Below are 20,355 nucleotides of genomic sequence, written 5' to 3'. Positions count from 1 at the left end.
AGGCGCGCGAGCATTCTGTCAGAGTAACTGTTCGTCATTTCCCTTGTTTGACAGCCACTTCCGTGACCGGATCAAGTACGTGACGGATAGCGACCGCTCCGATGAGCGCGTGCACGGCTCGCGTCTTCCGCTAGTAAGTTGTGTGCATGAGATTCCCGGTCTACTCGTGGTTCTTACCTCTGCAAGATGCGCTCGATCTGCCTCAAGGTTTCGTCTACACGTTCTACAGCCCGCGTGACGCACTCGAACCTGAGTGGACCGACGAGGGATTTCCCGACGAGCTCAGGAAAGCTCGTTCGGCGGTATCGGTGAAGGTATGGCAAATCGAGGACACGTACGACCGAATCGGGGCGCGCGTCGACCACGCCATGCGCGCCTGCAAAAGGGCCTTCCCGATGTACTTCTCCGATGACGCCGATGACTCCGAGCAAAGCGATGCCGACACCGAAGATCACGAGCAGCAACTTACTGATCCGCCTCTCGTGCCGGTGACCGTACTGGAAGCGAACTACGCCGAGTTTCGTCTGCTTCCCACGGGATTCGATGACGACGGTGATCTGCCAGGTCATGTGCTCGAAAGCGTCATCGAGAAGGTTCAACTGATTCAACGGGCGTGTAGTTACACGAATGGGCGCCCCACACGTCAACTAACGATCCAAAATCTGCCAATGCATATCCCGTTCGCCACGGCTTCACAGACAGAGGACGGGTTTGACACAGATGGTTCGGTGTCGTTGTATCTCATCCCTTCGAACATATCCACCGATGTCCCCTATCGAACAGACTTCACAGCCGAGGACATCCAGCGTTTCTCGGGATTCATAGATCGTGATGAAGGGTGCTTCGGAGGTTTCCTGTCGTCTCAATCGGAAGCCCGGTCAGCGTTCCAGCATCGGGGTGACATGAGGGCGACGGTCCTGGCATGCGCCACTGCGTGTGAGGTTCTCTTAGACGATCTCCTCCGGCATCTTAAATGGGAAGAGCGAACTCGACCAGAGGACTGCGTGGAGATGTTCGTGTCCAGTGGTCAACCAATCACCACTCTCGTTCGGAGCCGGAAGCACCTTCAGCCTCTTCTCAAGGGAAACTGGGATGTCGCGACCCAACCCCGCCTCAACGCCTGGCAAGCCCATGTTGCTCACGTACGCCATAAGACAATTCACGGCGGTTACCGCCCCACAAAGGTGGATGCGATTGCTGCGCTGGAAGCTACCGACGGACTCCATGAATTCTTGGGTGACCTCTTAGCAGTGTTGGTCCACAAATACCCAATGACGGCGCTCACCTTCTTTGGAGGTGCGGGCATGGAGTCTAAAAATCTGATGACGAAGCGGGTCGAGGCCACAATCGCAGCAGAAGATCCCGGCGCGTGGAGTCTCCGCTTTGGCCGATGGCGCGACTGCCTACAACGGGAAGTCGAGCGCGAGATCCCAGACCTCGCTCCCCGCCAGGCGCCGAACCTCCGCTTGGTCGCGGTTGTAAGCGGTACGGACGGTTACGAATGGGTTTTGCACGACCTGACATCGCGAATGGCCGCTCGGTGCACAGTGGATGATTCGCAGATTCCCGAGGTGATGCTCCAATCACTGCACGAGGTTTCCCTAGCCAGCGGCACCATCGATCAACCTCGAAGTGTCGTTGTTCGCGAGTTGTTTGACGCTCACCCCACGGAAGCGTGGGTCGCAGAGCATCGCAGACTTCCGCTAACAGAGGTCATGGCTGCTGGAAGCGATTTCTACTAGCCGGGAGCAGCGTCACATCCCATTTTGGTCATGTCCGCAGGTTACCCAGGTGATGGCGCCGTGAGGTCGGAGTTCGTGATGAGCAGCTCGCGCACCTTTGCCATCGCCGCTGCCGGGTCGGGCGCGTGCGCGTACACCGCGACCTCGTGGTAGCGCGGATCGGCGATGTCCAACGCTTGCAGTGGGCTCTCGCGCAGCCTAACGACGGTGTAGCCGGCGACGAGCAGATCGAGCGACTTTTGCGTGTCAAGCTCCGTCTTGTCAGCGTGCCAGTAGGAGCCGTCGTACTCGACTGCGACTCGTTGGTCGTCGTTGAGAGTGATCAGGATATCGACGGTCCATGAAGCCCGTCGCACGAAGACATCACTCCGGACGCGGATGCCGGAGGCGGCGGTGCCGAACAGATCCCGCGCTGCGTGTAAGTGGTCCAGTTCCACACGGGACTTGCCGGTGGTCCGGCACTCCGGGCATCCGGCACCGTTGACCATAGACGCCGGGGTCGCGGTCCAACGGTGGCTACGGTTCTCGTCGCAGATCCACTCGATGACGTTGTTGGTATCGGTGGGTCTGACCTGCCATGGCGTGATCGGGTTCTCGGGAGCCCAACCAGCGGCGGTTTCGGGGTAGTGCCAGGCCAGGCTGTCGAGAATGGTGTCGCACTCCGGGCAGCGGCGGCGCGTGTACTTGTCGCGCTCGCGCGGGGTCTGCTGCCATTCGTGGCCGCACACGGGATCTCGCCACCAGGCCAGGCGCCGGGACTCCTGGCTGGCCTGGGCAGCGGTCCACGCGCCATTGCGGTCAGGATGCCACTGGGAGGCGATCTCGGGGCTGAGCCGTGTCTGCCCGGCGGCCGCGCCCTGCGCGTTGGCAGCACGAGTCTGATTGGCTCGGCACGAAGGGCACCCATTCTGGAGCCACGTCAAAGGCGACAGCCGCGGGTAGTGGCCCTTCTCGCAACGGAATCGGTAGATCGGGATCGTGCCGCTGGGAATGACCTGAGCGAAACGGGGATGCATCTCGTCCGCCCATGCCTCGCGCAACTCCGGCACCTCCGCGACTGACTTGCCCCGGAGATCTGCCAGCAGTCGGTCGTACTCGCGGTGCCGACGCTCGGTGCACGGTGGGCAGGACGGTTGGCGAGTCGTCTCGCGGATGACCGCGGTGAATCGGTGGCCGCACTCGGGACACTTCCACGACGCGGTCTTCGGTGACTTGAGTTTGGCAGTCTCCCAAAGGGACTCGGGGTTGCCGTCGTGGTCCCACCATAACAGTGCCTCGTTGTCGGAGGTCCGCAGGAGGTTCGCAGTCGGCGACTTCGCCGGGGCAGTCTGACGCTTGGGATTTCGCCGGCAGGTGCAGCCCCAGCCCATATCACCGACCCGCTCGGCGCTGAGCTTGCCGCAGTCGCGGCAACGTGTGTGGTGCGGGTCATCGGGCAGTGACGGTGAGGTGAGTGGCCCCAGGTACTCGAGATGGTTCGCCTCGGCGATGGCCCGCACATCATCGAGGTCGACGGGAATCGTGCCCTGACCGGACATCGAGCGAGCCCACCGGGCCCACTGGCGCCAGTGGCAGGCCTGACAGATCGGCTCGTCTGATCTCATCGGGAGCTTGTCGAGCACGTACTGCAGGCGCAGGTGCTGTTCACAGCCACAGTCCAAGCAGCGCAGGTGGGTCCACGAGTCGCGCTTGGTCACCGGTTCGAGCGGTTCAAGGCCTGCGGTGCGCAGTATCTCGGCGATGTGCGGCTGGCACCAAGCAGGGCGGGTTCGCGAGCGGAAGGCGGCGGGCTCGTCGCACCCGTCGATGGCGCACGGGGTCGAGATGGTCATGCGGCTGCACCGTATTCCGCCAAAACCTTCCAGACCGTGCCCACCGAAACCCCGACGCCGCTGGCGATCTCGCGGATCGAGTCGTCGCGCTCGCGGCTGGCGAGAATCGCAGCGCGCTTGTCGTCGTCGATCACCGATGGCCGACCTCTCACCCTGCCTCGCCTGCGGGCGGCATCGAGTCCGCTGCGAGTCTTTCGGACGATGTCGCGACGGCGGTCCTCGGCCAGCGCGAGGGCCAGATCAAGAACCAGTGATCGTTCAGTGTGCTCACCGGCAGCGATGCCATTGAGCACTTTCACCCCTACCTCGCGGTCGAACATCTCGGTCAGCACGACCAGACCCTCACTAGATTCCGTCCGAGGCGGTCGACCTCATGGACGGTGAGCAAATCATCGGGACGCAGGTACTCCAGGGCCGCCCTCAGACCCGGCCGGTCATCGACGCCGAGTTTGCCGCTGACCTTCTCCTCAAAGACCTTGACGCAGATGGGGTCCAGCGCGTCGTGCTGACGAGCAGTGTCCTGCTCATGCTCGCTGACGCGCACGAGGCCGACGAGAGCCATCCATCCTCCGAGTGTTCGAGAAACGTGTTCAACTGGCCTCATCGAGGCTATCGATAAACGAACGAGTTCTTGAACATAACGCCCGTGTCGCGCCCTGAACCACCCGGCGTTCAAAATGTCTCGACGTACGACCGTTTGTTGAACACTGGATACAGGGCTCGCCGACTACTCCGGTGAGGGTTTTCGATGCTCGCGGCCGAGTCGGTTCAGGTGCATCCGCAGAACGGGGTCACCGACCAGCGAGCCGTGCGCCGCGCCGCGTCGGCCGGTTCTGGTCGTCGGCGCAGAGGTGAGGTGCCAGCCCTTGCACGGCGCGCAGTGATACGGCCGTCCCGCGTCGAAGACTTCCCCTTGCCTGAGCGACTCCAGCTCTGTGGCGGCGGCTTTTCGGGATGGGTAGACGCGCTTGTCTGGTGTGCGGCACGGTCCAGCAGCGCCGTGGCCGACGCCGCGCAACTGCTTGCCCGACGGGGCGACGTGAATCCACGTTCCCACGCGATTGCGGCGGATAGCGACACCGCACGTGCTGCAAGTCTCCCTGCTTTGTACTGTTTGATGGTCTGAAATCATGGGCGCGTCACCTCTCTCGACCCGTTGCGGGTTCGATAATGGTAGGTGCACCCGCCGACACCATCGGCCGGGTCTCGTGAGACACGACCGAACTGGCGGACGGTCGCCGGCCGGGCACCGTCGAACTACGTCACTCGCCGACCGGCCAGCGGACATTACCGAACGGCCCTGGAGCCGTGACGCGACGTGCGGCCCGCAGGGCGTAGTAACCCCGCCCCCGCCACGAGCGTGCCCAGTGATCGGTGGACGACTTCGTTTAGACGTGCGACGCGGCACTCGGAAATGTTCGACAGGGTGTACCCCAGGTGGGCGGTGTCAGGCTGGCTCGTCGCTGGCGGGACGATTAGCCGACTGGAAGGATCTCGAACATGCGCGATAAGGATTTCTGGGCAGAAGCAGACGAGCGGTATGCAAACGAGGCCTGGAAGTTGCACTTCCCGAATGGGAGCGCCTCGTGGATCGTCGCCGACGACGTCGACACTGGACGCCAATGGGGTGGGTTCGCGAAGGGGCTTTGGGCCGCGGATTCACGGCTCCCGATCAAGAACAACGCCGAGTACCACGGCATGGAGCGCCGTGCGTGGCAGTATCTGGCGACTAACCAGTATCCAGAGTCAAGGGACTACTTCTACTGCGCGGCACTCATGCGGCGTGAGGGCGCGGAGCTGGTGATCGTGGGTCCGACAGACGCCGGACACGCGAAAGCCGTCGTGATGTGCCTTAGGATGGCGCGCTTCGCGAGTGCGGTGGGTCGTATGGGTTGGGATCTCGTCGTCGCGGAGGACTACGGTCTCGACGCCGATTGGGTCGAGCGTCGGGTAGCCGCTGCCGAAGAGTTCCTGGACGGCTTCACCGATCGGGTCGTGAGTAAATCGCGCGAAGCGAACTGAGAGGCAATGATCGCGGTACCAGTGATGACTTCCGTGAATCCAGAACAGGAACCCTGACCGCGACCAGCCGCGCACAGGCCTAACGAGCAGTTGGGCGAGTCCGGGTCCAACGGTGCCGCACGACCAGTGGATGACATTTCGGGCTCCTTGCGGGAGGTGGTTATAGGGGCCATACTGCACCGAATTACGTCGTAGCGCAGTTGTTTTGGTCCATCAAAGAGCATCCGAAAAGGTGGACGCGTGCAGACATGGGCCACCTTCCGGTGTCCTTAAACGGCGCTTGGTTGCCGGGTGTTATGACGGCGCAGGAACGAACAAAACACCCCCAGCGACGGCCGAGGGTGTTGGGTGGCCGGGATAACCCCTCCAAGGATGAATCCCGGGCCGGAAATGTAACGCCGTCAGCCAGACTTCCCGTAGATGTACTCGCGCAGCGAGCGTGCCGGGCATCTGGACAACCACACCTTTTTGCGTGGGCACAGGGTGCGCAGCTTGCCTGCGGCGATTGGCGCGTCGACGGAGTCTTCGGAGATGGCCAGGCGCTCGCCGACCTCTGCCTTACGAAACACGCGGAGATCGTTAATGAGGTGGGGTTCGGTGGACATGGGTTGGGCTCCTGGAGATGGAGCGCAACCTTCAATGTCCGAGCTTCGTGTCGCGGGGGTCAGCCAAACCCGTGTACCCGTTTAGCCCCTCTTGAGCTGGGAGGCCCGCTGCCCTGGTTCGTTGCGGGCCGCATGCGCATCCGGCGAGGTCGCCGGACGGCCTCAAACGTACGTGATAATCCGAGACTTTCGGCAACTTGGGGCGTTTCTGAGTACCGCGGGTGGGTGTCGCAGGGTGTCTCAGAAAGCAGAAAACCCGCTGTCACCAGCGGGCTGTCCTGCTCCCCCAACTGGACTCGAACCAGTAACCGTTCGATTAACAGTCGAATGCTCTGCCAATTGAGCTATGGGGGATTGCTCCGGTCCTGTTTGGCACCCTGTGATGCGTCATCAGAACCGAGGTCAGACTCTAGCGCATGGTCGCGCCGGACGACAAAACGCGCGGTCAGCGTACATCGGGCGGTCGGGTCGAGTGCGTACCGATCCGACCGCCCGGGCTGTCGGATCAGTGCCCGGCGACCACGTCCGACTCGTCGACCACGACGGGCGTGCGGGCTCCCGGCAGGAACCAGTGCGCCAGGCACACGACCGCGAACAGGAGGTAGCCGAGCGCCACAGCCGGGGCCGCCGCCCACGACACCTCGGGCGCGTGGATCAGGCCGATGAACGACAGCACGGCGCCGACCAACGCGGCGATCGCGGCGTAGTGGAACTTCTTCTCCAGGATGAAGGTGACGATGGTGCCGAGGATCAGGCCGACGAGCACCGCGCCCTCGCCCAGCGTCTTGAGGCCCTCGTAGATGACCCCGGCGCCGCCGAGCGCTTCCATGCCCACCTCGCTCGCAGTCGTGCCTGCCGCCGACAGCGCGTTGTCGATCAGCCCGCGACCCCACTCGGCGAGGTTCGGCAGCAACGCCGCCACCACCGCGACCGCGTGCAGGCGCGGCACCGCTTGGAAGGCCTGGGCACCGATGAGGAGACCGATGAACAGCAGGATCGGGACGATGGCCGGGACCGGCAGCAGCGCGTTCAGGACTCCGAACATGCCCAGGAAACACAACAACCCGATCGCGACGCCGCTGGCGAGCGAGTAGCTCGCGCGGCCGCCCGCGTCCTTCCAGCCCGGATGCCCGATGTAGACCGCGGGCGGGAACGGCGACCCGAACGCCGCTCCGATGCACGCACCGGCACCGTCGGCCAGCAGGACGCTGCGCAGGTTGTAGTTGTCCCCCGCCGCCGCGGCGCTCTCCACGTTGCTCATCGCCTCGGTGAAGTTGTAGACGCCGAGCGGTATCGCCGTGCCGAGCAACGGTGCCAGATCACCGAGTCCGTTGAGCAGCAGGTCGATTCGTTGGTCCGGGATGCCGATCGCGACGTTCTCCACCGCGGAGGTGAGGTCGGGCACCGACATGTACCCGCCGGCCCAGCCGATGGCCGTGCCGACGAGCAGCGCGGCCAGGCCGACCGGGATGTTGCCCGGCAGCTTCACGTCGGTGAAGAACCCGATCAGGATGATCGCGAGCACGGGGAGACCGATCCACGCCGCCTCCCACATCTGCCCGGCCGGTCGCATCGAGATGAAGGTGATCGAGATGCCCGCGAGGGTTCCCAGCATCGCCGCCCGCGGGGTGAGCTTGCGGACGTAGGGCCCCACGAACGCACCGATCATCACGATGACGCCGATCATGAACGCCCACGCCAGACCCGCCTGCCAGGCCTGGATCGCGTCGTCGGTGCTCAGATACACCGGCAGCATCACGACGAACACCACGATGAACATGTGCGGCACGCTCGGGCCGTAGGGCAGCGCGGTCACATCGTCGCGTCCCTCACGCGCGGCGAGGCGTCGGGCCAGGAACGTGTAGTAGAGGTTGCCCAGGATCAGGGCCACCCCCAGAGCGGGCAGAACCGTACCCAGGACGTTCACCGCGCTGAGGCCGATCACCCCGATCATCAGACCGGTCAGCGTCAGCACGTTGACCAGGATGTTGAACCCGAGGCCGAAGAACGCGTTGGTGTCCCCCCGCGTCCACCAGGCGACCTTGAACTGCTGCGGGGGTGTCGGTGGATCGGCGGTGGGGGCGGGATCGGTGGTGGCGCTCATGACTTCCTCCGGGTGGTCGGGATGGAGTTCGAGACGCCGGTGTCTCGGGAACGAACAGGGACTGGTGTCGGCGCGTGACTCACGCCGGGCTGATGACGTCGTCGGCGCTTGTGGGCAGCAGCGCGATGACGTCCGCACTCGGTGCCGTCCAGCCGAAGATGCCGCCCTGGGCCGCGATCATCTCGAGCCCGACGCGTTGGAACTCAGGGAAATACGAACCGACACAATCGGATACGACGACGCATTCGAATCCGCGGTCATTGGCCTCGCGTGTGGTCGTGTGTACGCAGACCTCAGTGGTCACACCGGTGACGAGCAGCTGCGTGATGTCGTGGTCGGCGAGCACCGTCGACAACCCGGTCGCGTAGAACGCGCCCTTGCCGGGCTTGTCGATGACGACCTCGGTGGCGAGCGGAGCGAGTTCGTCGACGATGTCGTGGCCGTACTCGCCGCGGATGAGGATGCGGCCGTAGGCACCCGGATCACCGATCCGCTTCGACGGGAGCCCACGATTGAGCTTGGCGGGCGGACAGTCCGACAGATCCGGCAGATGCCCTTCCCTGGTGTGGATGACGAGCATCCCGGCCGCGCGTGCGGCGTCGAGCAGACCGGCCAGCGGCGCGACGACGCGCTGCAGCTGGGCGACGTCGTTGCCGAGTGTCTCGCCGAACCCCCCGGGCAGCAGGAAGTCTCGCTGCATGTCGATGATGATCAGCGCCGTGTGGGCGAGGTCGAGCTCGATGGGGCCGGGTTGGGCGTCGAGGGTGACGGTGTCGCACATGGGGTTCCTTCGGGACGGTCTCGTCGAGGATTCAGGGGCGGGAAACGGTGGCGGTCGAGGTGGTTGACGACTGGTCGGGGGTCGACGGGCGGGAACGCGGCTCGTCGAGTAGTGCGGCCGCCAGGTGCAGTACGGCGTCATCGGTGAGGGCGTTGCCGAGCAGCATCGCGCTGTGCGGCCGGCCGTCGGCGGTCAGACCCTGCGGGATCGCGACGCCGGTGAGGTCCAGCAGATTGCCGAAGTGGGTGTAGTGGCCGAGCATCGTGTTGGCGGCGATCGGTTCGGCCAGGACCTCGTCGACGGTGAACGTACGGCCGATGGTGGGGACCACGAGGACGTCCATCCGCTGCCACAGCCGGCCCACCTCGGCGCGCAACTCCTGTAGCCGCTGCAGCGCCGCAAAGGCGTCCACGGCGGTGTATTTCTCACCGCTGCGCAGTATATCGCGGACCACCGGATGGATGTCGTCGGGCTGCTCGGCCAGGATCCCGGCGAATTCGACGAGCCGCTCGGCCACCCATGGACCCGAGTAGAGCAGCTCGCCCGCGGCGAGGAACGGGGTCAGCGACACCTCGACGATCTCGACGCCCCCGGGCACGGCCAGGTTCGACAGCCGCGCGCGGAACGAGAGGTGGGCCTCGCGCATGGCGTCGTCGCCGAAGAACTCCAGCTCGTCCGGCGCCGGCAGGCCGACGGTGAGAGTGTCGCCGGAGTGACGAGGGCCGGGGTCCCGGGACCAGGGATCGGCGTCGTCGCGGCCGACCATCACGCCCATGATTCGGTCCATGTCGTCGATGGTCGAGGTCATCGCGGTGATGCAGTCCAGCGACTTGCAGGCGGGCACGAGGCCGACCGTGCTGATCAGTCCGCGGGACGGCTTGTAGCCGACGATCCCGTTCAGCGCCGCCGGCACGCGCCCGGAACCGGCCGTGTCGGTCGCGACGGCAAACGGCACGTCACCGCGCGCCACCGCCAGCGCAGACCCGGAACTCGAACCGCCGGAGATCATCTCGTTACCGAAGACGCCGCGTGGGATGGTGAAGGGCGTCCGGGTCCCGTTGAGTCCGGTGGCGAACTGGTCGAGATTCGTCTTGCCGACGTAGAGGGCACCCGCATCGAGGAGTCGCTGCACCACGGGCGCGGTCGTGTCCGGGACATAGGCGTACGCCGGACACGACAGTGTGGTCGGCACCCCCGCGACATCGATGGAGTCCTTCACCCCGAACGGAACCCCGTACAGCGGGAGATCGCGTGTGTCGGAACGGTCCTCGAGATCCGCAGCGGCAGCGAGGAGCTCGTCGCGAGGCACCGTGGACAGCCACGTGCCGTCGTCGCCCCGGGCCTCGATGGCGTCGAGGACGGCTCGCGCGGTCCGCGTCGGCGACCCGCTGCCGTGGAGATGCGAGTCGAGGATCTCGGCGACCGTGGGACCCGCCGTCGGCCCGGCAACTTTCGTCATAACGTCGATTGTCGACAGAATGATGGCGCCTGCGGAACGACTGTGTGTCAATTGTGTTAGCGCGTGAACCCGAGCGGGTCAGTGTGCGGGATCGTGCTGGTGCACGGAGGATTCGCCGGCACTCGCGGACACCAATCCCAGGTAGTGCAGATGTCCATGGTCACCGAGCGCGGCGACGACCGCCTCGGTGTCGTTGCGTTCGAGAGCGTCCAGAATCGCCTGATGCCGGGTGAATCCGTCCGCCGGTCCATGGTGATCGGCTGTCTCCGAACGCAGGTTGACCGCCATCGGCAACTGCAGTTTGAGCAGGATCGGCGCCAGGGTCACGTCGAGCTGACGGTTTCCGGCCAGCGCGACCACCGCGGCATGGAAGCGGCGATGAGCGTCATCGCGTTCGAGATCGTCACCCGCACGACGCATCGCGTCGATCGCCGCCCGCACCGGCGCGAGCTGACGGTCGGGATCCGCCAGCGGCAGAGCGGTTTCGACGGCGTGGCGTTCCAAGACCTGGCGGATCTCGAACAATTGCAGGATGTCCGTCGGCGACCACTCGGTCACCCGGACCCCGCGCCGCGGCTGATGTTCGACGAGGCCCTGTTGCGCCAGGAGCCGCAGCGCCTCGCGAACGGGGGCGCGGCTGATACCGAGGTCGGCACACAAGGTCTCTTCGACGATCTTCTGGCCCGGTTCGAGCGCGCCGCTCAGGATCGCGTCGCGGAGCCGGCGTGCGGCGACATCCACCAGGGACTCCGGGAGATCACCTTCGGGCCCGTCCGCCAGCGTCACCTGTTCCACTCCCGCCACACTCGTACCCGATCGTGCGGCCAGTCTAGCGGCGTCGACAGTCGACGGTTTTGCGCGCACACGTGTGTCGTCCGTCTCCGGCGGTGCGGTATTGTCCTCCCGCAGGCCTGTACAGGCGCGGGGAGTTAGCTCAGTCGGTTAGAGCCGCGGACTCATAATCCGTAGGTCGCGGGTTCGAGCCCCGCACTCCCCACTGTCGAGCGACCGGACGATCGACGTGACGGCACGGGGCGTCCGCCGTCCCCGGCCACCTCTAGGGGTTGTCACGGGGCCGCCACCACCGGGCTCATCGTTCGACGCGACACCAGTACTCGGTCTCACCGGGAATGGGCGTGAGTCTGACCTCGCCGCCCTCGGGACGGTCGAACAGCCGGACCCCCGCCCCCAGGAACACCGGGACGAAGAACACGAGCACCTCGTCGAGCAGCCCGTGATCGATCATCTGTCGCGCCACGTCGGCGCCGATGACGGTGACGTAGCCAGCGCCGGCCGTCCGTGCGGCCAGGTCGACCGCCTCGTGCAAATCGGTCACGAAGGTGACGCCGTCGACGGGGTCGGCGGGTGGGTTGTGCGTGAGAACAACAGCGGGCCTGTCATATTCGCCACCGAACGCACCTTCGCGGTCGGTGCCCTTGTTGGGATCATCGCCGCGGAACGAGCGATTGCCGACCAGCAGTGCGCCGGTGCCGCGCATCAACCGTGCGGCGGCATCGTCCGCTGCAGTGGACGCCGGCTGCCCGTCGGCGGGCACGTCGAAGAATCGGGTCAGCCACGACATGTCGCCACCGGGTCCGGCGATGAACCCGTCGAGTGATGCCGTCGCCGAGAAGATCGTTGTCGCCATGGATTCCTGCCTCCGTCGGTGGCGTGGGGGTACCGACGGGGTAGACCGGGCCGGAGACGGATACTCATCGGCCGCCGGCCCCGCGACCGTCGGCGCGAAGACCTACGCGGGTGTGTCAGCCCGCGTCGACGATCGGGTCGACAGCCTGTTCCAGCAGGCTACGACGATAGGCCTCGAGCGCCACGAGATCACCGAAGACCGCGTTGTAGCCGTCGGGGTCGTCGCTGGGTGCCATCCGGCGCAGACGCGACTTGATGTCGGCGATCTGCGAGCCCACCCACACCTCCTGCAACCGTGCGAGCACGCTGGAGATGTAGCGGGCGATGTTTTCCTCGTCGACCGGCATCGATTCGACGGCGAGTTCGGTCACGAGCGGATCGATGATCGGGTCGTCGACGGCATTGCGCACCGCGTCGACCCAGGCCGCGCCACCCAGCCCGGCCGACGTGCCCCCGAGGCCGGTCATCGCCTGCCGGATGATGGCGTAGGCCGGCTCGTTGAAGCACTCGACGGGCAGCGAGTCGAAGACCGTGCCGGCGATCGCCGGATACTGCAGCGCCGCCTTCAGTGCTTCCCGCTGCGGCCACAGGCGCGGGTCGTTGGGCTGGGGGCGGGCGGACGTCGGCGCGGCCTCCGCCTCCGGCCGATTACGAGCACCGCGACCGCTCCCCCGACTGCCGGAGTTGCTGACGCCCTGCGCCTTTCGGATTCTCGCGCCTTCTTCGCGGACTCTGCCCAGAACCTGGGAGACCTCTTCCCAACCGACCCAACCGGCCAGCTGGCGGGCGTACTCGTCACGCAGCGCGATGTCCTTGATCCGGGCGACCACCGGGACGGTGTCGCGCAACGCGTGGACGCGGCCCTCGGCGGTGTCGAGGTCGTGGCCGGCGAGGAGGGCCTTGATCGCGAACTCGAACATCGGCACCCGACGCGCGACCAGGTCGCGGACGGCGGCGTCGCCCTTCTCCTGCCGGAGTTCGCAGGGGTCCATGCCGTCGGGCGCGATCGCCACGAACGTCTGCCCCGAGATGGACTGTTCGCCCTCGAAGGCCTTGAGCGCGGCTGCTTTTCCGGCATCGTCCCCGTCGAAGGTGTAGATCACCTCGCCGCGGAAGTACGAGTCGTCCATCATCAGCCGCCGGATGAGGGCGAGGTGGTCCTCACCGAATGCGGTGCCACACGAGGCGACCGCGGTGGTGACGCCGGCCAGATGCATCGCCATGACGTCGGTGTAGCCCTCGACGACCACCACCTGATGCCCCTTGGCGATGCTCTTCTTCGCGTGATCGAGACCGAACAGCACCTGAGACTTCTTGTACAGCATGGTCTCCGGCGTGTTCATGTACTTGCCGAGGTTGTCGTCGTCGAACAGTTTGCGGGCGCCGAACCCGATGATGTCCCCGCCGAGGTTGCGGATCGGCCACAGGAGACGGCGATGGAAGCGGTCGATCGGCCCCTTGCGTCCTTGTTTGGACAGACCGGCGGCTTCGAGTTCGCTGAACTCGAAGCCCTGCGACAGCAGCGCCTTGGTCATCGTGTCCCAGCCGGCAGGTGCGTAACCGCAACCGAATTGGACGGCCGCCACCGCGTCGAAGTCGCGTTCCTTGAGGTAGTCGCGCGCCGCCTGCGCCTCGGGTGACTGCAGCGCGGCCGCGTAGAACTTGGCCGCGGCGGCGTTGGCGGCCACCAATCGCGCGCGGGTGCCGCGGTCCCGCTTGATGGCGGTACCGCCGCCCTCGTAGTTGATCTGGTAGCCGATCCGATCGGCGAGCTGCTCGACCGCCTCGACGAAGCTGATGTGCTCCTGCTTCTGCAAGAAGCTGTAGACGTCGCCGCCCTCGCCGCAGCCGAAGCAGTGGAAGTGGCCGTGATTGGGACGGACGTGGAACGACGGCGACTTCTCGTCGTGGAAGGGGCACAGACCCTTGAGGCTGTCGGCACCGGCGCGCCGGAGGGCGACGTAGTCGCCGACGATGTCCTCGATCCTCGTCTGCTCACGGATCGCCGTGATGTCGCGATCGGGAATTCGGCCTGCCACGCGACCAGTGTAGTGACGCCGGTGAGGCCGCCCGGCCGGGTACTTCGTCGACCACGCCCGGCCTACCCCAGATGCGCCTGGGCCCCCGAATTGTGCTTGTCGGTGCGCTCGAGCCGGCCTTCGGTCATGGACGCGATCTGGTCGACGATGACCCGCATGCGGGCGGCATCGTCGGACGCGGCGCTCCACCACGGCACGAAGATCGGGTCCAGGCCCCCGGGCGCCGCCTCGGCGAACCAGTTCGCGACCCGGTGGATGCGTTCCCGCTGACGACGCTGCGTCGCCTTGTGCCGCTCGTTGGAGAAGATGAAGCGCAGTGCCAGGGTCTTGAGCATCGACACCTCGGCGGCGATGAGTTCCGGCACCTCGAGGTCGGCGTCGTAGCGCGAGACCGGCCGGTCGCCGACCACCTCGCGGGTGCCGGTGATCGCGGCCGACGCGAAGCGGCCGATGAACTCACTGGTCAACCTCTTGAGTGCGACGTAGGAGTCGAGCGTGCCGTCGAAGACACCCACCGACCGCACGATGTCCATGCGGTGCAGGCGGGCGGCGGCGTCGACGAGGGCCTCGGGGTCGAGACCCGGGAATTCCTTGGCGCCGATGTCGGCGAGCGCGCGTTGGTCCTGCGGATCGCCGAGGGTCCGCAGGTCGATCCGGCCACCGATGACGCCGTCCTCGAGGTCGTGCACGGAGTACGCCACGTCGTCGGACCAGTCCATGATCTGGGCCTCGACGCACTGTCGGGTCCCGGGCGCCTCCCGACGAATCCACGCCAGCATGGCGGCATCGTCGTCGTAGGCGCCGAACTTACCTCCGGGTGTGCGTCGGGTCCACGGATACTTCAGGGTCGCGTCCAACGACGCGCGGGTGAGGTTGAGGCCGGCGCTGCGCCCGTCGGCATCGAGCAGCTTGGGTTCGAGCCGCGTCAAGATGCGCAGGTTCTGGGCGTTGCCCTCGAAACCACCGTGGTCCGCCGCCACCTCGTCGAGCGCGCGTTCGCCGTTGTGTCCGTAGGGCGGATGCCCGATGTCGTGGGCGAGTCCGGCGAGTTCGACGAGGTCGGGTTCGGCGCCGAGACCGATGGCGATCCCCCGGCCGATCTGCCCGACCTCGAGCGAATGCGTGAGCCGGGTACGGGGCGTGTCGCCCTCGCGCGGACCGACGACCTGCGTCTTGTCGGCCAGCCTGCGCAGGGCGGCCGAGTGCAGGACCCGCGCACGGTCCCGCGCGAAGTCGCTTCGATGGTCGGTCCGGGTGCCGGGCAGGCTCGCGACCTTGGCGCCCTCGGGCACGAACCGCTCGACGGCCTCGTCGCCATAGGTTGCCACCGTCGGGAGCACATGCCCGACCGTCTCGGGACCCTGTCGGGTGCTAGTCAAGCACCCAGCCCCGGGCGACGGCGAAGTCGGTGACCCGCTGCCTGATCGCCACGATCTGACGAGCCGTGAGGGCGCCGTCGGCGTCGAGGAGCAGCTCGGTGAGCTCTTCGGTGAACGCGGCGGCGTCCAGCGAGCCGCCCCCGCCGCGCGGACGACGACTGCCGCGGTCGTCGTGACGTCCGCGGTCGCCCCGGTCCCCACGATCACGGTCGCGGCCGTGGTGCTCGTCGCGGCGGTGCGCCCGTGCGCCGGCGGTGTCGTCGGCCGGCGCGGCCTCGGTCACCGCGACGTTGACGGCCTTGGAACCGCGGTCGGTCTCCTCGATGTCGAAGGACACCTTGGCACCCGGTTTCAACGAGTTCTCGTCGATGTCGATGTCGTTGATGTGGAGGAACACATCGGCGCCGCCCGATTCCGGCGCCAAGAACCCGAATCCTCGATTCGCGTCGTAATGAACGACTTTCCCGCTGACAGACACGACTCCACTCACTCTCTCGTCGCGCGCACGACGGACCCCATGCCCTACTCCACGCGACAACTCGTCATCGATTGTGACAGACATCCGCAGGTCAGGCGGAATCGTGAACACCCGGCCCGCGCGGCCGGGAGCAGGATCAGGCGCCGAGCAGCTTGCCGCCGAGATACTCGGCGACCTTGTCGAGCGCGACCCGCTCCTGGCTCATGGTGTCCCGTTCGCGCACCGTGACGGCCTGGTCGTCGAGGGTGTCGAAGTCGACCGTCACGCAGAACGGCGTGCCGATCTCGTCCTGCCGGCGGTACCGCTTGCCGATGCCCTGTGCGTCGTCGAACTCGACGTTCCAGTGCTTGCGGAGTTCGGCGGCGAGGTCGCGGGCCTTCGGCGAGAGCTTCTCGTTGCGCGAGAGCGGCAGCACGGCGACCTTGATCGGGGCCAGCCGGCGGTCGAGCCGCAGTACCGTCCGAGTGTCGGTGCCGCCCTTGGCGTTCGGCACCTCCTCCTCGGTGTAGGCGTCACACAGGAAGGCCATCAGCGAGCGGGTCAGGCCGGCCGCCGGCTCGATGACGAACGGGGTGTAGCGCTCACCCGACGCCTGGTCGAAGAACGACAGGTCCTCCCCCGAGTGCTTGCTGTGGGTGGACAGGTCGTAGTCGGTCCGGTTGGCGACACCCTCGAGCTCACCCCACGGGTTGCCGGTGAACCCGAACTTGTACTCCACGTCCACGGTCCGCTTGGAGTAGTGCGATAACTTCTCCTTCGGGTGGTCGTAGAGCCGCAGGTTCTCCGGGTCGATGCCCAGGTTGACGTACCAGTCGAAGCGCTGGTCGATCCAGTACTGGTGCCATTCCTCGTCCTCGCCCGGCTTGACGAAGAACTCCATCTCCATCTGCTCGAACTCACGGGTGCGGAAGATGAAGTTGCCCGGTGTGATCTCGTTGCGGAAGCTCTTGCCGATCTGCGCGATGCCGAACGGCGGCTTCTTGCGCGCGGTGGTCATCACGTTCTTGAAGTTCACGAAGATGCCCTGCGCGGTCTCGGGACGCAGGTAGTGCAGACCCTCTTCGTCGTCGACAGGCCCGAGGAACGTCTTCATCAGACCGCTGAACGCCTTGGGTTCGGTCCAGTTGCCGGGCTGCCCGGTCTCCGGGTCGTTGATGTCGGCCAGACCGTTGGCCGGCGGGTGCCCGTGCTTGGCCTCGTAGGCCTCGATGAGATGGTCGGCGCGGTAGCGCTTGTGGGTGTGCAGCGACTCGACGAGCGGGTCGGTGAACACCTCGACGTGGCCCGAGGCCTCCCACACCTGACGCGGCAGGATGACCGACGAGTCAAGGCCGACGACGTCCTCGCGGCTGATGACCATCGTGCGCCACCACTGCCGCTTGATGTTCTCCTTCAGTTCGACGCCGAGCGGGCCGTAGTCCCACGCCGATTTGGTACCGCCGTAGATCTCACCGCACTGGTACACCAGGCCCCGGCGCTTGGCGAGGTTGACGACGGATTCCACATTGGACTGGGCGGCCACGGTTAACTGCTCTCCACGGGTTGAGGTGTTCGGCTGGGACGGTCGTGCTGACGCTCGGTGCTCGACGTGCATCCACCAGATGCGGGCGGCAACCCGTACAGACTACCGAGCACGTGTGCCGTTTCCCGAAACCACCGGCAACGGTGCACCCGTCGGACCCACATGCACGGACGGAAACTGCCAGAGTGGCAGGGTGATCGTTCGCATACGACGACGCGTCGGCGTCCCCCCATCGGCCCGCGGGCGTCGGCCGGTCCTCGCCTCGGCCGGCCTCGCACTGACACTGGCACTGGCCGTGGGGTGTTCGTCCGAGCAGCCCGCCGAGCCCGAGCGACCCTCGTCGGCGCCGGTGTCGACGCCCTCTCCCGAACCGCCGATCGACGAGGTCACCCCGGCCGCGCTGGCCGACGCCGTCACCCTCGACAACGTGATGGCGCACGTTCGCGCACTGGCCCAGATCGCCGACAACAACGGCGGCAACCGCGCGGCCGGCACACCCGGGTACGACGACTCGCTGGACTACGTCGCCGGGCTCCTCCGCACGGCGGGCTTCGACGTGACGACGCCGCCCGTCGAGTACGAGCGCTTCGACGCCGGTCCGGTCAGCCTCACCGCCGACGGCCTGAAGGTCGCCACCCGCGTCGTCGAGTATTCGGCCGGAACCGGCGACACCCCGGTCACCGGGGCCCCGGTCGCCGTCAACGGCCTCGGATGCGCGAGCACCGACTTTCCGGCCACGACGCGTGGTGCGATCGCCGTCATCACCCGAGGAACCTGCACCTTCGCCGACAAGGCACGGAACGCGGAGTCGGCCGGCGCGGTCGGGGTCGTCATGGTCAACAACGAACCCGGCCCGCTCACCGGCGCCACCCTGGGGCCGGACGACCGCCCGGGGATCCCGGTCCTCGGCATCGCGGGCGACGACGCCGATCGGGTGCGGTCGGCGCGATCGGTCGCGCTTGCGGTCGAGGCGAAGACCACCGGCATCACCACGCGCAACTTGATCGCCGAGACCCGGACGGGCTCCGGCGACGACGTCGTCATGGCCGGCGCACACCTCGACAGCGTCGCCGAGGGACCCGGCATGAACGACAACGCCAGCGGCTCCGCGGCCGTGCTCGAGACGGCTCTGCGACTCGGGTCGTCGCCGCGGGTCCCGCACCGCGTGCGATTCGCGTTCTGGGGCGCGGAGGAGGACGGGCTCGTGGGCTCCACCGAGTACGTCCGGGGACTCGACCCGGCCGCGCGTACGGCGGTGGCCCTCTACCTGAACTTCGACATGCTCGCCTCACCCAACGGCGGGTACTTCACGTACGACGGCGACGACTCCGAGCGTCAGGGAGCCGGCCCCGGCCCGGACGGCTCCGGGGGCATCGAGCGGACCTTCGAGAAGTTCTACGCCGATCGCGGCATCCCCCTCGCCCCCGACGACTTCGACGGCCGTTCCGATTACGGCCCGTTCATCGCGGTGGGCATCCCCTCCGGCGGGGTGTTCACCGGCGCGGAAACAGAGAAGGACGAAGCGCAGGCGAAGATGTGGGGCGGCCGGGCCGGCAAACCCTTCGACCCCGACTATCACACCGCGCGCGACACCCTCGACAACCTGAACACCGACCTGCTGGGCGTCAACTCGGCTGCGGTCGCGTCCGCGGTCGCAACCTACGCGTTGTCGACCGCAGGTGCGGACGGGGTCCCGCCGCCGGCCGAGCGCCGACGTGCAGACGAGGGCTGACCAGCGGCGACACCGGTGGCATGGATTGAAAACCATTTCCGATAGAATGGCCGGATCAGTGGCGCGAGCCAGGCGAGAGGAGCGCGATGTCGACGCAACCGTTGGACGGGCCCGGACCGATCGAGACGGCCGATGCCGCGGCGCGGGAAGCCGCCGCCGACCTCCTGCGCGCCCTCGCCTCTCCCACTCGCGTCGCCATCGTCCTGTCCCTGCGGGAGCGGGTGCAGTGCGTCCACGAACTCGTCGGGCACCTGGGCCTGAGTCAGCCACTGGTCAGCCAGCACCTGCGCGTGCTCAAGGACGCCGGTGTGGTGCGGGGCCAGCGCAACGGTCGTGAGATCACCTACGAACTCCTCGACGACCACGTCGCGCACATCGTCGGCGATGCGCTGATCCACGCGAACGAGACCACCGACGGCCGCGCCGTGCCGTCCGATGCGTCCCGGGCGGTGAACGAATGAGTGGCGTCGCATCGGGCCCGCAGCCGGTCACCGGCATCCGGTCGACGCGCCAACGCGCTGCGATCGCCGACGCCCTGGCCGGCACCGAGGACTTCTGCTCCGCGCAGGAGCTGCACGAGATTCTCAAGGCCCGGGGCGAATCCATCGGCCTGACGACGGTGTACCGCAATCTGCAGGCGCTGAGCCAGGCCGGGCAGATCGATGTCCTGTGGGACGGTTCCGGTGAGACCCGATACCGCCACTGCTCGTCGGGACACCACCACCATCTCGTGTGCCGGGAGTGCGGCACCACCGTCGAGGTCCAGGCCGAACCGGTCGAACGCTGGGCCGCGAAGATCGCCGCCCAGCACGGCTTCACCGACATCAACCACACCGTCGAGGTCTTCGGGCGCTGTGGGGACTGCCGAACCGCCGAGAAGGACTGAGCTTTCAGCGCCCCCTGATCCGAAAGACCACACCCCACTGGTCCCTGATCCGAAAGAACCACACACCGCTGGTCTGTGGCGTGCGAGCGATGCCCCTCCCTCTGCTCCCTGAGGTGCGAGGAGCGCT

Annotated in this window: 18 protein-coding genes and 2 tRNA genes; 6 read left to right on the top strand and 14 right to left on the bottom strand. The window is 66.6% G+C overall.

What is annotated here, in order from left to right:
• Nucleotides 1-146: 146 nt before the first annotated feature.
• On the top strand, nucleotides 147-1,742 hold the full coding sequence (locus M4D77_RS19390) for a hypothetical protein (protein ID WP_259937055.1): 1,596 nt from the start codon (nucleotides 147-149) through the stop codon (nucleotides 1,740-1,742).
• Between the two features lie 41 nt (nucleotides 1,743-1,783).
• Here M4D77_RS19390 and M4D77_RS19385 read toward each other — a convergent pair whose 3' ends face one another.
• From M4D77_RS19385 to M4D77_RS19375, 3 genes are all read right to left on the bottom strand, one after another.
• A complete protein-coding gene (locus M4D77_RS19385) occupies nucleotides 1,784-3,241 on the bottom strand; it encodes a zinc-ribbon domain-containing protein (protein ID WP_259937053.1) in 1,458 nt (485 codons plus the stop codon).
• Nucleotides 3,242-3,570: 329 nt separating this feature from the next.
• Nucleotides 3,571-3,906, bottom strand: a complete 336-nt coding sequence (locus tag M4D77_RS19380) for a hypothetical protein (RefSeq protein WP_259937051.1) — start codon at nucleotides 3,904-3,906, stop codon at nucleotides 3,571-3,573.
• Nucleotides 3,900-4,136, bottom strand: a complete 237-nt coding sequence (locus M4D77_RS19375; RefSeq protein ID WP_259937049.1) for a recombinase family protein — start codon at nucleotides 4,134-4,136, stop codon at nucleotides 3,900-3,902. Before M4D77_RS19375 ends, M4D77_RS19380 begins: the two co-directional genes overlap by 7 nt.
• Nucleotides 4,137-5,074: 938 nt before the next feature.
• On the opposite strand from M4D77_RS19375, the gene M4D77_RS19370 reads away from it, so the two are divergent.
• Nucleotides 5,075-5,596 carry a hypothetical protein gene (locus M4D77_RS19370; protein WP_259937048.1) on the top strand — a complete coding sequence of 174 codons (522 nt, stop codon included), beginning with the start codon at nucleotides 5,075-5,077 and terminating at the stop codon, nucleotides 5,594-5,596.
• A gap of 401 nt (nucleotides 5,597-5,997) precedes the next feature.
• On the opposite strand, the gene M4D77_RS19365 is transcribed toward M4D77_RS19370, so the two are convergent.
• From M4D77_RS19365 to M4D77_RS19340, 6 genes are all read right to left on the bottom strand, one after another.
• On the bottom strand, nucleotides 5,998-6,201 hold the full coding sequence (locus M4D77_RS19365) for a DNA-binding protein (RefSeq protein ID WP_259937046.1): 204 nt from the start codon (nucleotides 6,199-6,201) through the stop codon (nucleotides 5,998-6,000).
• Between the two features lie 281 nt (nucleotides 6,202-6,482).
• A tRNA-Asn gene (locus M4D77_RS19360) sits at nucleotides 6,483-6,555 on the bottom strand.
• Between the two features lie 151 nt (nucleotides 6,556-6,706).
• Nucleotides 6,707-8,305, bottom strand: a complete 1,599-nt coding sequence (locus M4D77_RS19355) for a regulator (protein WP_259937044.1) — start codon at nucleotides 8,303-8,305, stop codon at nucleotides 6,707-6,709.
• Between the two features lie 79 nt (nucleotides 8,306-8,384).
• Entirely contained in the window at nucleotides 8,385-9,086 is a 702-nt protein-coding gene (locus M4D77_RS19350) for a cysteine hydrolase family protein (RefSeq protein ID WP_259937043.1), read from the bottom strand.
• Between the two features lie 31 nt (nucleotides 9,087-9,117).
• Nucleotides 9,118-10,545, bottom strand: a complete 1,428-nt coding sequence (locus M4D77_RS19345) for an allophanate hydrolase (RefSeq protein WP_259937042.1) — start codon at nucleotides 10,543-10,545, stop codon at nucleotides 9,118-9,120.
• A 78-nt stretch (nucleotides 10,546-10,623) separates the two neighbouring features.
• Nucleotides 10,624-11,331 carry a GntR family transcriptional regulator gene (locus M4D77_RS19340; RefSeq protein WP_259937056.1) on the bottom strand — a complete coding sequence of 236 codons (708 nt, stop codon included), beginning with the start codon at nucleotides 11,329-11,331 and terminating at the stop codon, nucleotides 10,624-10,626.
• A gap of 137 nt (nucleotides 11,332-11,468) precedes the next feature.
• Between M4D77_RS19340 and M4D77_RS19335 the strand changes: the two genes are divergently transcribed.
• Nucleotides 11,469-11,542: transfer RNA gene (locus M4D77_RS19335), tRNA-Ile, on the top strand.
• A gap of 93 nt (nucleotides 11,543-11,635) precedes the next feature.
• Here M4D77_RS19335 and M4D77_RS19330 read toward each other — a convergent pair.
• The 5 genes from M4D77_RS19330 to M4D77_RS19310 all read right to left on the bottom strand — a co-directional run bounded on the left by M4D77_RS19330 (nucleotide 11,636) and on the right by M4D77_RS19310 (nucleotide 17,610).
• Nucleotides 11,636-12,193, bottom strand: coding sequence for a dihydrofolate reductase family protein (locus M4D77_RS19330; RefSeq protein WP_226513633.1), 558 nt, complete (start codon nucleotides 12,191-12,193; stop codon nucleotides 11,636-11,638).
• A gap of 115 nt (nucleotides 12,194-12,308) precedes the next feature.
• Nucleotides 12,309-14,231: a DNA primase gene (gene dnaG, locus M4D77_RS19325; protein ID WP_226513634.1), complete on the bottom strand. Its 1,923-nt coding sequence runs from the start codon at nucleotides 14,229-14,231 to the stop codon at nucleotides 12,309-12,311.
• Nucleotides 14,232-14,293: 62 nt separating this feature from the next.
• Complete coding sequence (locus M4D77_RS19320; RefSeq protein WP_226513635.1) at nucleotides 14,294-15,610, bottom strand: deoxyguanosinetriphosphate triphosphohydrolase; 1,317 nt, start codon at nucleotides 15,608-15,610, stop codon at nucleotides 14,294-14,296.
• A complete protein-coding gene (locus tag M4D77_RS19315) occupies nucleotides 15,603-16,088 on the bottom strand; it encodes a cold-shock protein (protein WP_058252071.1) in 486 nt (161 codons plus the stop codon). The genes M4D77_RS19320 and M4D77_RS19315 overlap by 8 nt, the downstream gene beginning before the upstream one ends.
• A gap of 136 nt (nucleotides 16,089-16,224) precedes the next feature.
• The gene (locus M4D77_RS19310) at nucleotides 16,225-17,610 is read right to left on the bottom strand and encodes a glycine--tRNA ligase (protein ID WP_004023004.1); all 1,386 of its coding nucleotides are present in this window, start codon (nucleotides 17,608-17,610) and stop codon (nucleotides 16,225-16,227) included.
• Nucleotides 17,611-17,803: 193 nt separating this feature from the next.
• Between M4D77_RS19310 and M4D77_RS19305 the strand changes: the two genes are divergently transcribed.
• The 3 genes from M4D77_RS19305 to M4D77_RS19295 all read left to right on the top strand — a co-directional run bounded on the left by M4D77_RS19305 (nucleotide 17,804) and on the right by M4D77_RS19295 (nucleotide 20,228).
• The gene (locus M4D77_RS19305) at nucleotides 17,804-19,342 is read left to right on the top strand and encodes a M28 family metallopeptidase (protein WP_226513636.1); all 1,539 of its coding nucleotides are present in this window, start codon (nucleotides 17,804-17,806) and stop codon (nucleotides 19,340-19,342) included.
• Between the two features lie 86 nt (nucleotides 19,343-19,428).
• Nucleotides 19,429-19,803 (top strand): metalloregulator ArsR/SmtB family transcription factor, encoded by a 375-nt coding sequence (locus tag M4D77_RS19300; protein WP_226513637.1) that lies wholly within the window; start codon nucleotides 19,429-19,431, stop codon nucleotides 19,801-19,803.
• Entirely contained in the window at nucleotides 19,800-20,228 is a 429-nt protein-coding gene (locus tag M4D77_RS19295; RefSeq protein WP_058252074.1) for a Fur family transcriptional regulator, read from the top strand. Before M4D77_RS19300 ends, M4D77_RS19295 begins: the two co-directional genes overlap by 4 nt.
• The last annotated feature ends 127 nt before the right edge of the window (nucleotides 20,229-20,355 follow it).

This window comes from Gordonia sp. p3-SID1431, from assembly GCF_025143765.1.
Taxonomy (GTDB): Bacteria; Actinomycetota; Actinomycetes; order Mycobacteriales; family Mycobacteriaceae; genus Gordonia; species Gordonia hongkongensis.
This window is presented reverse-complemented; position numbering and strand designations above follow the sequence as displayed.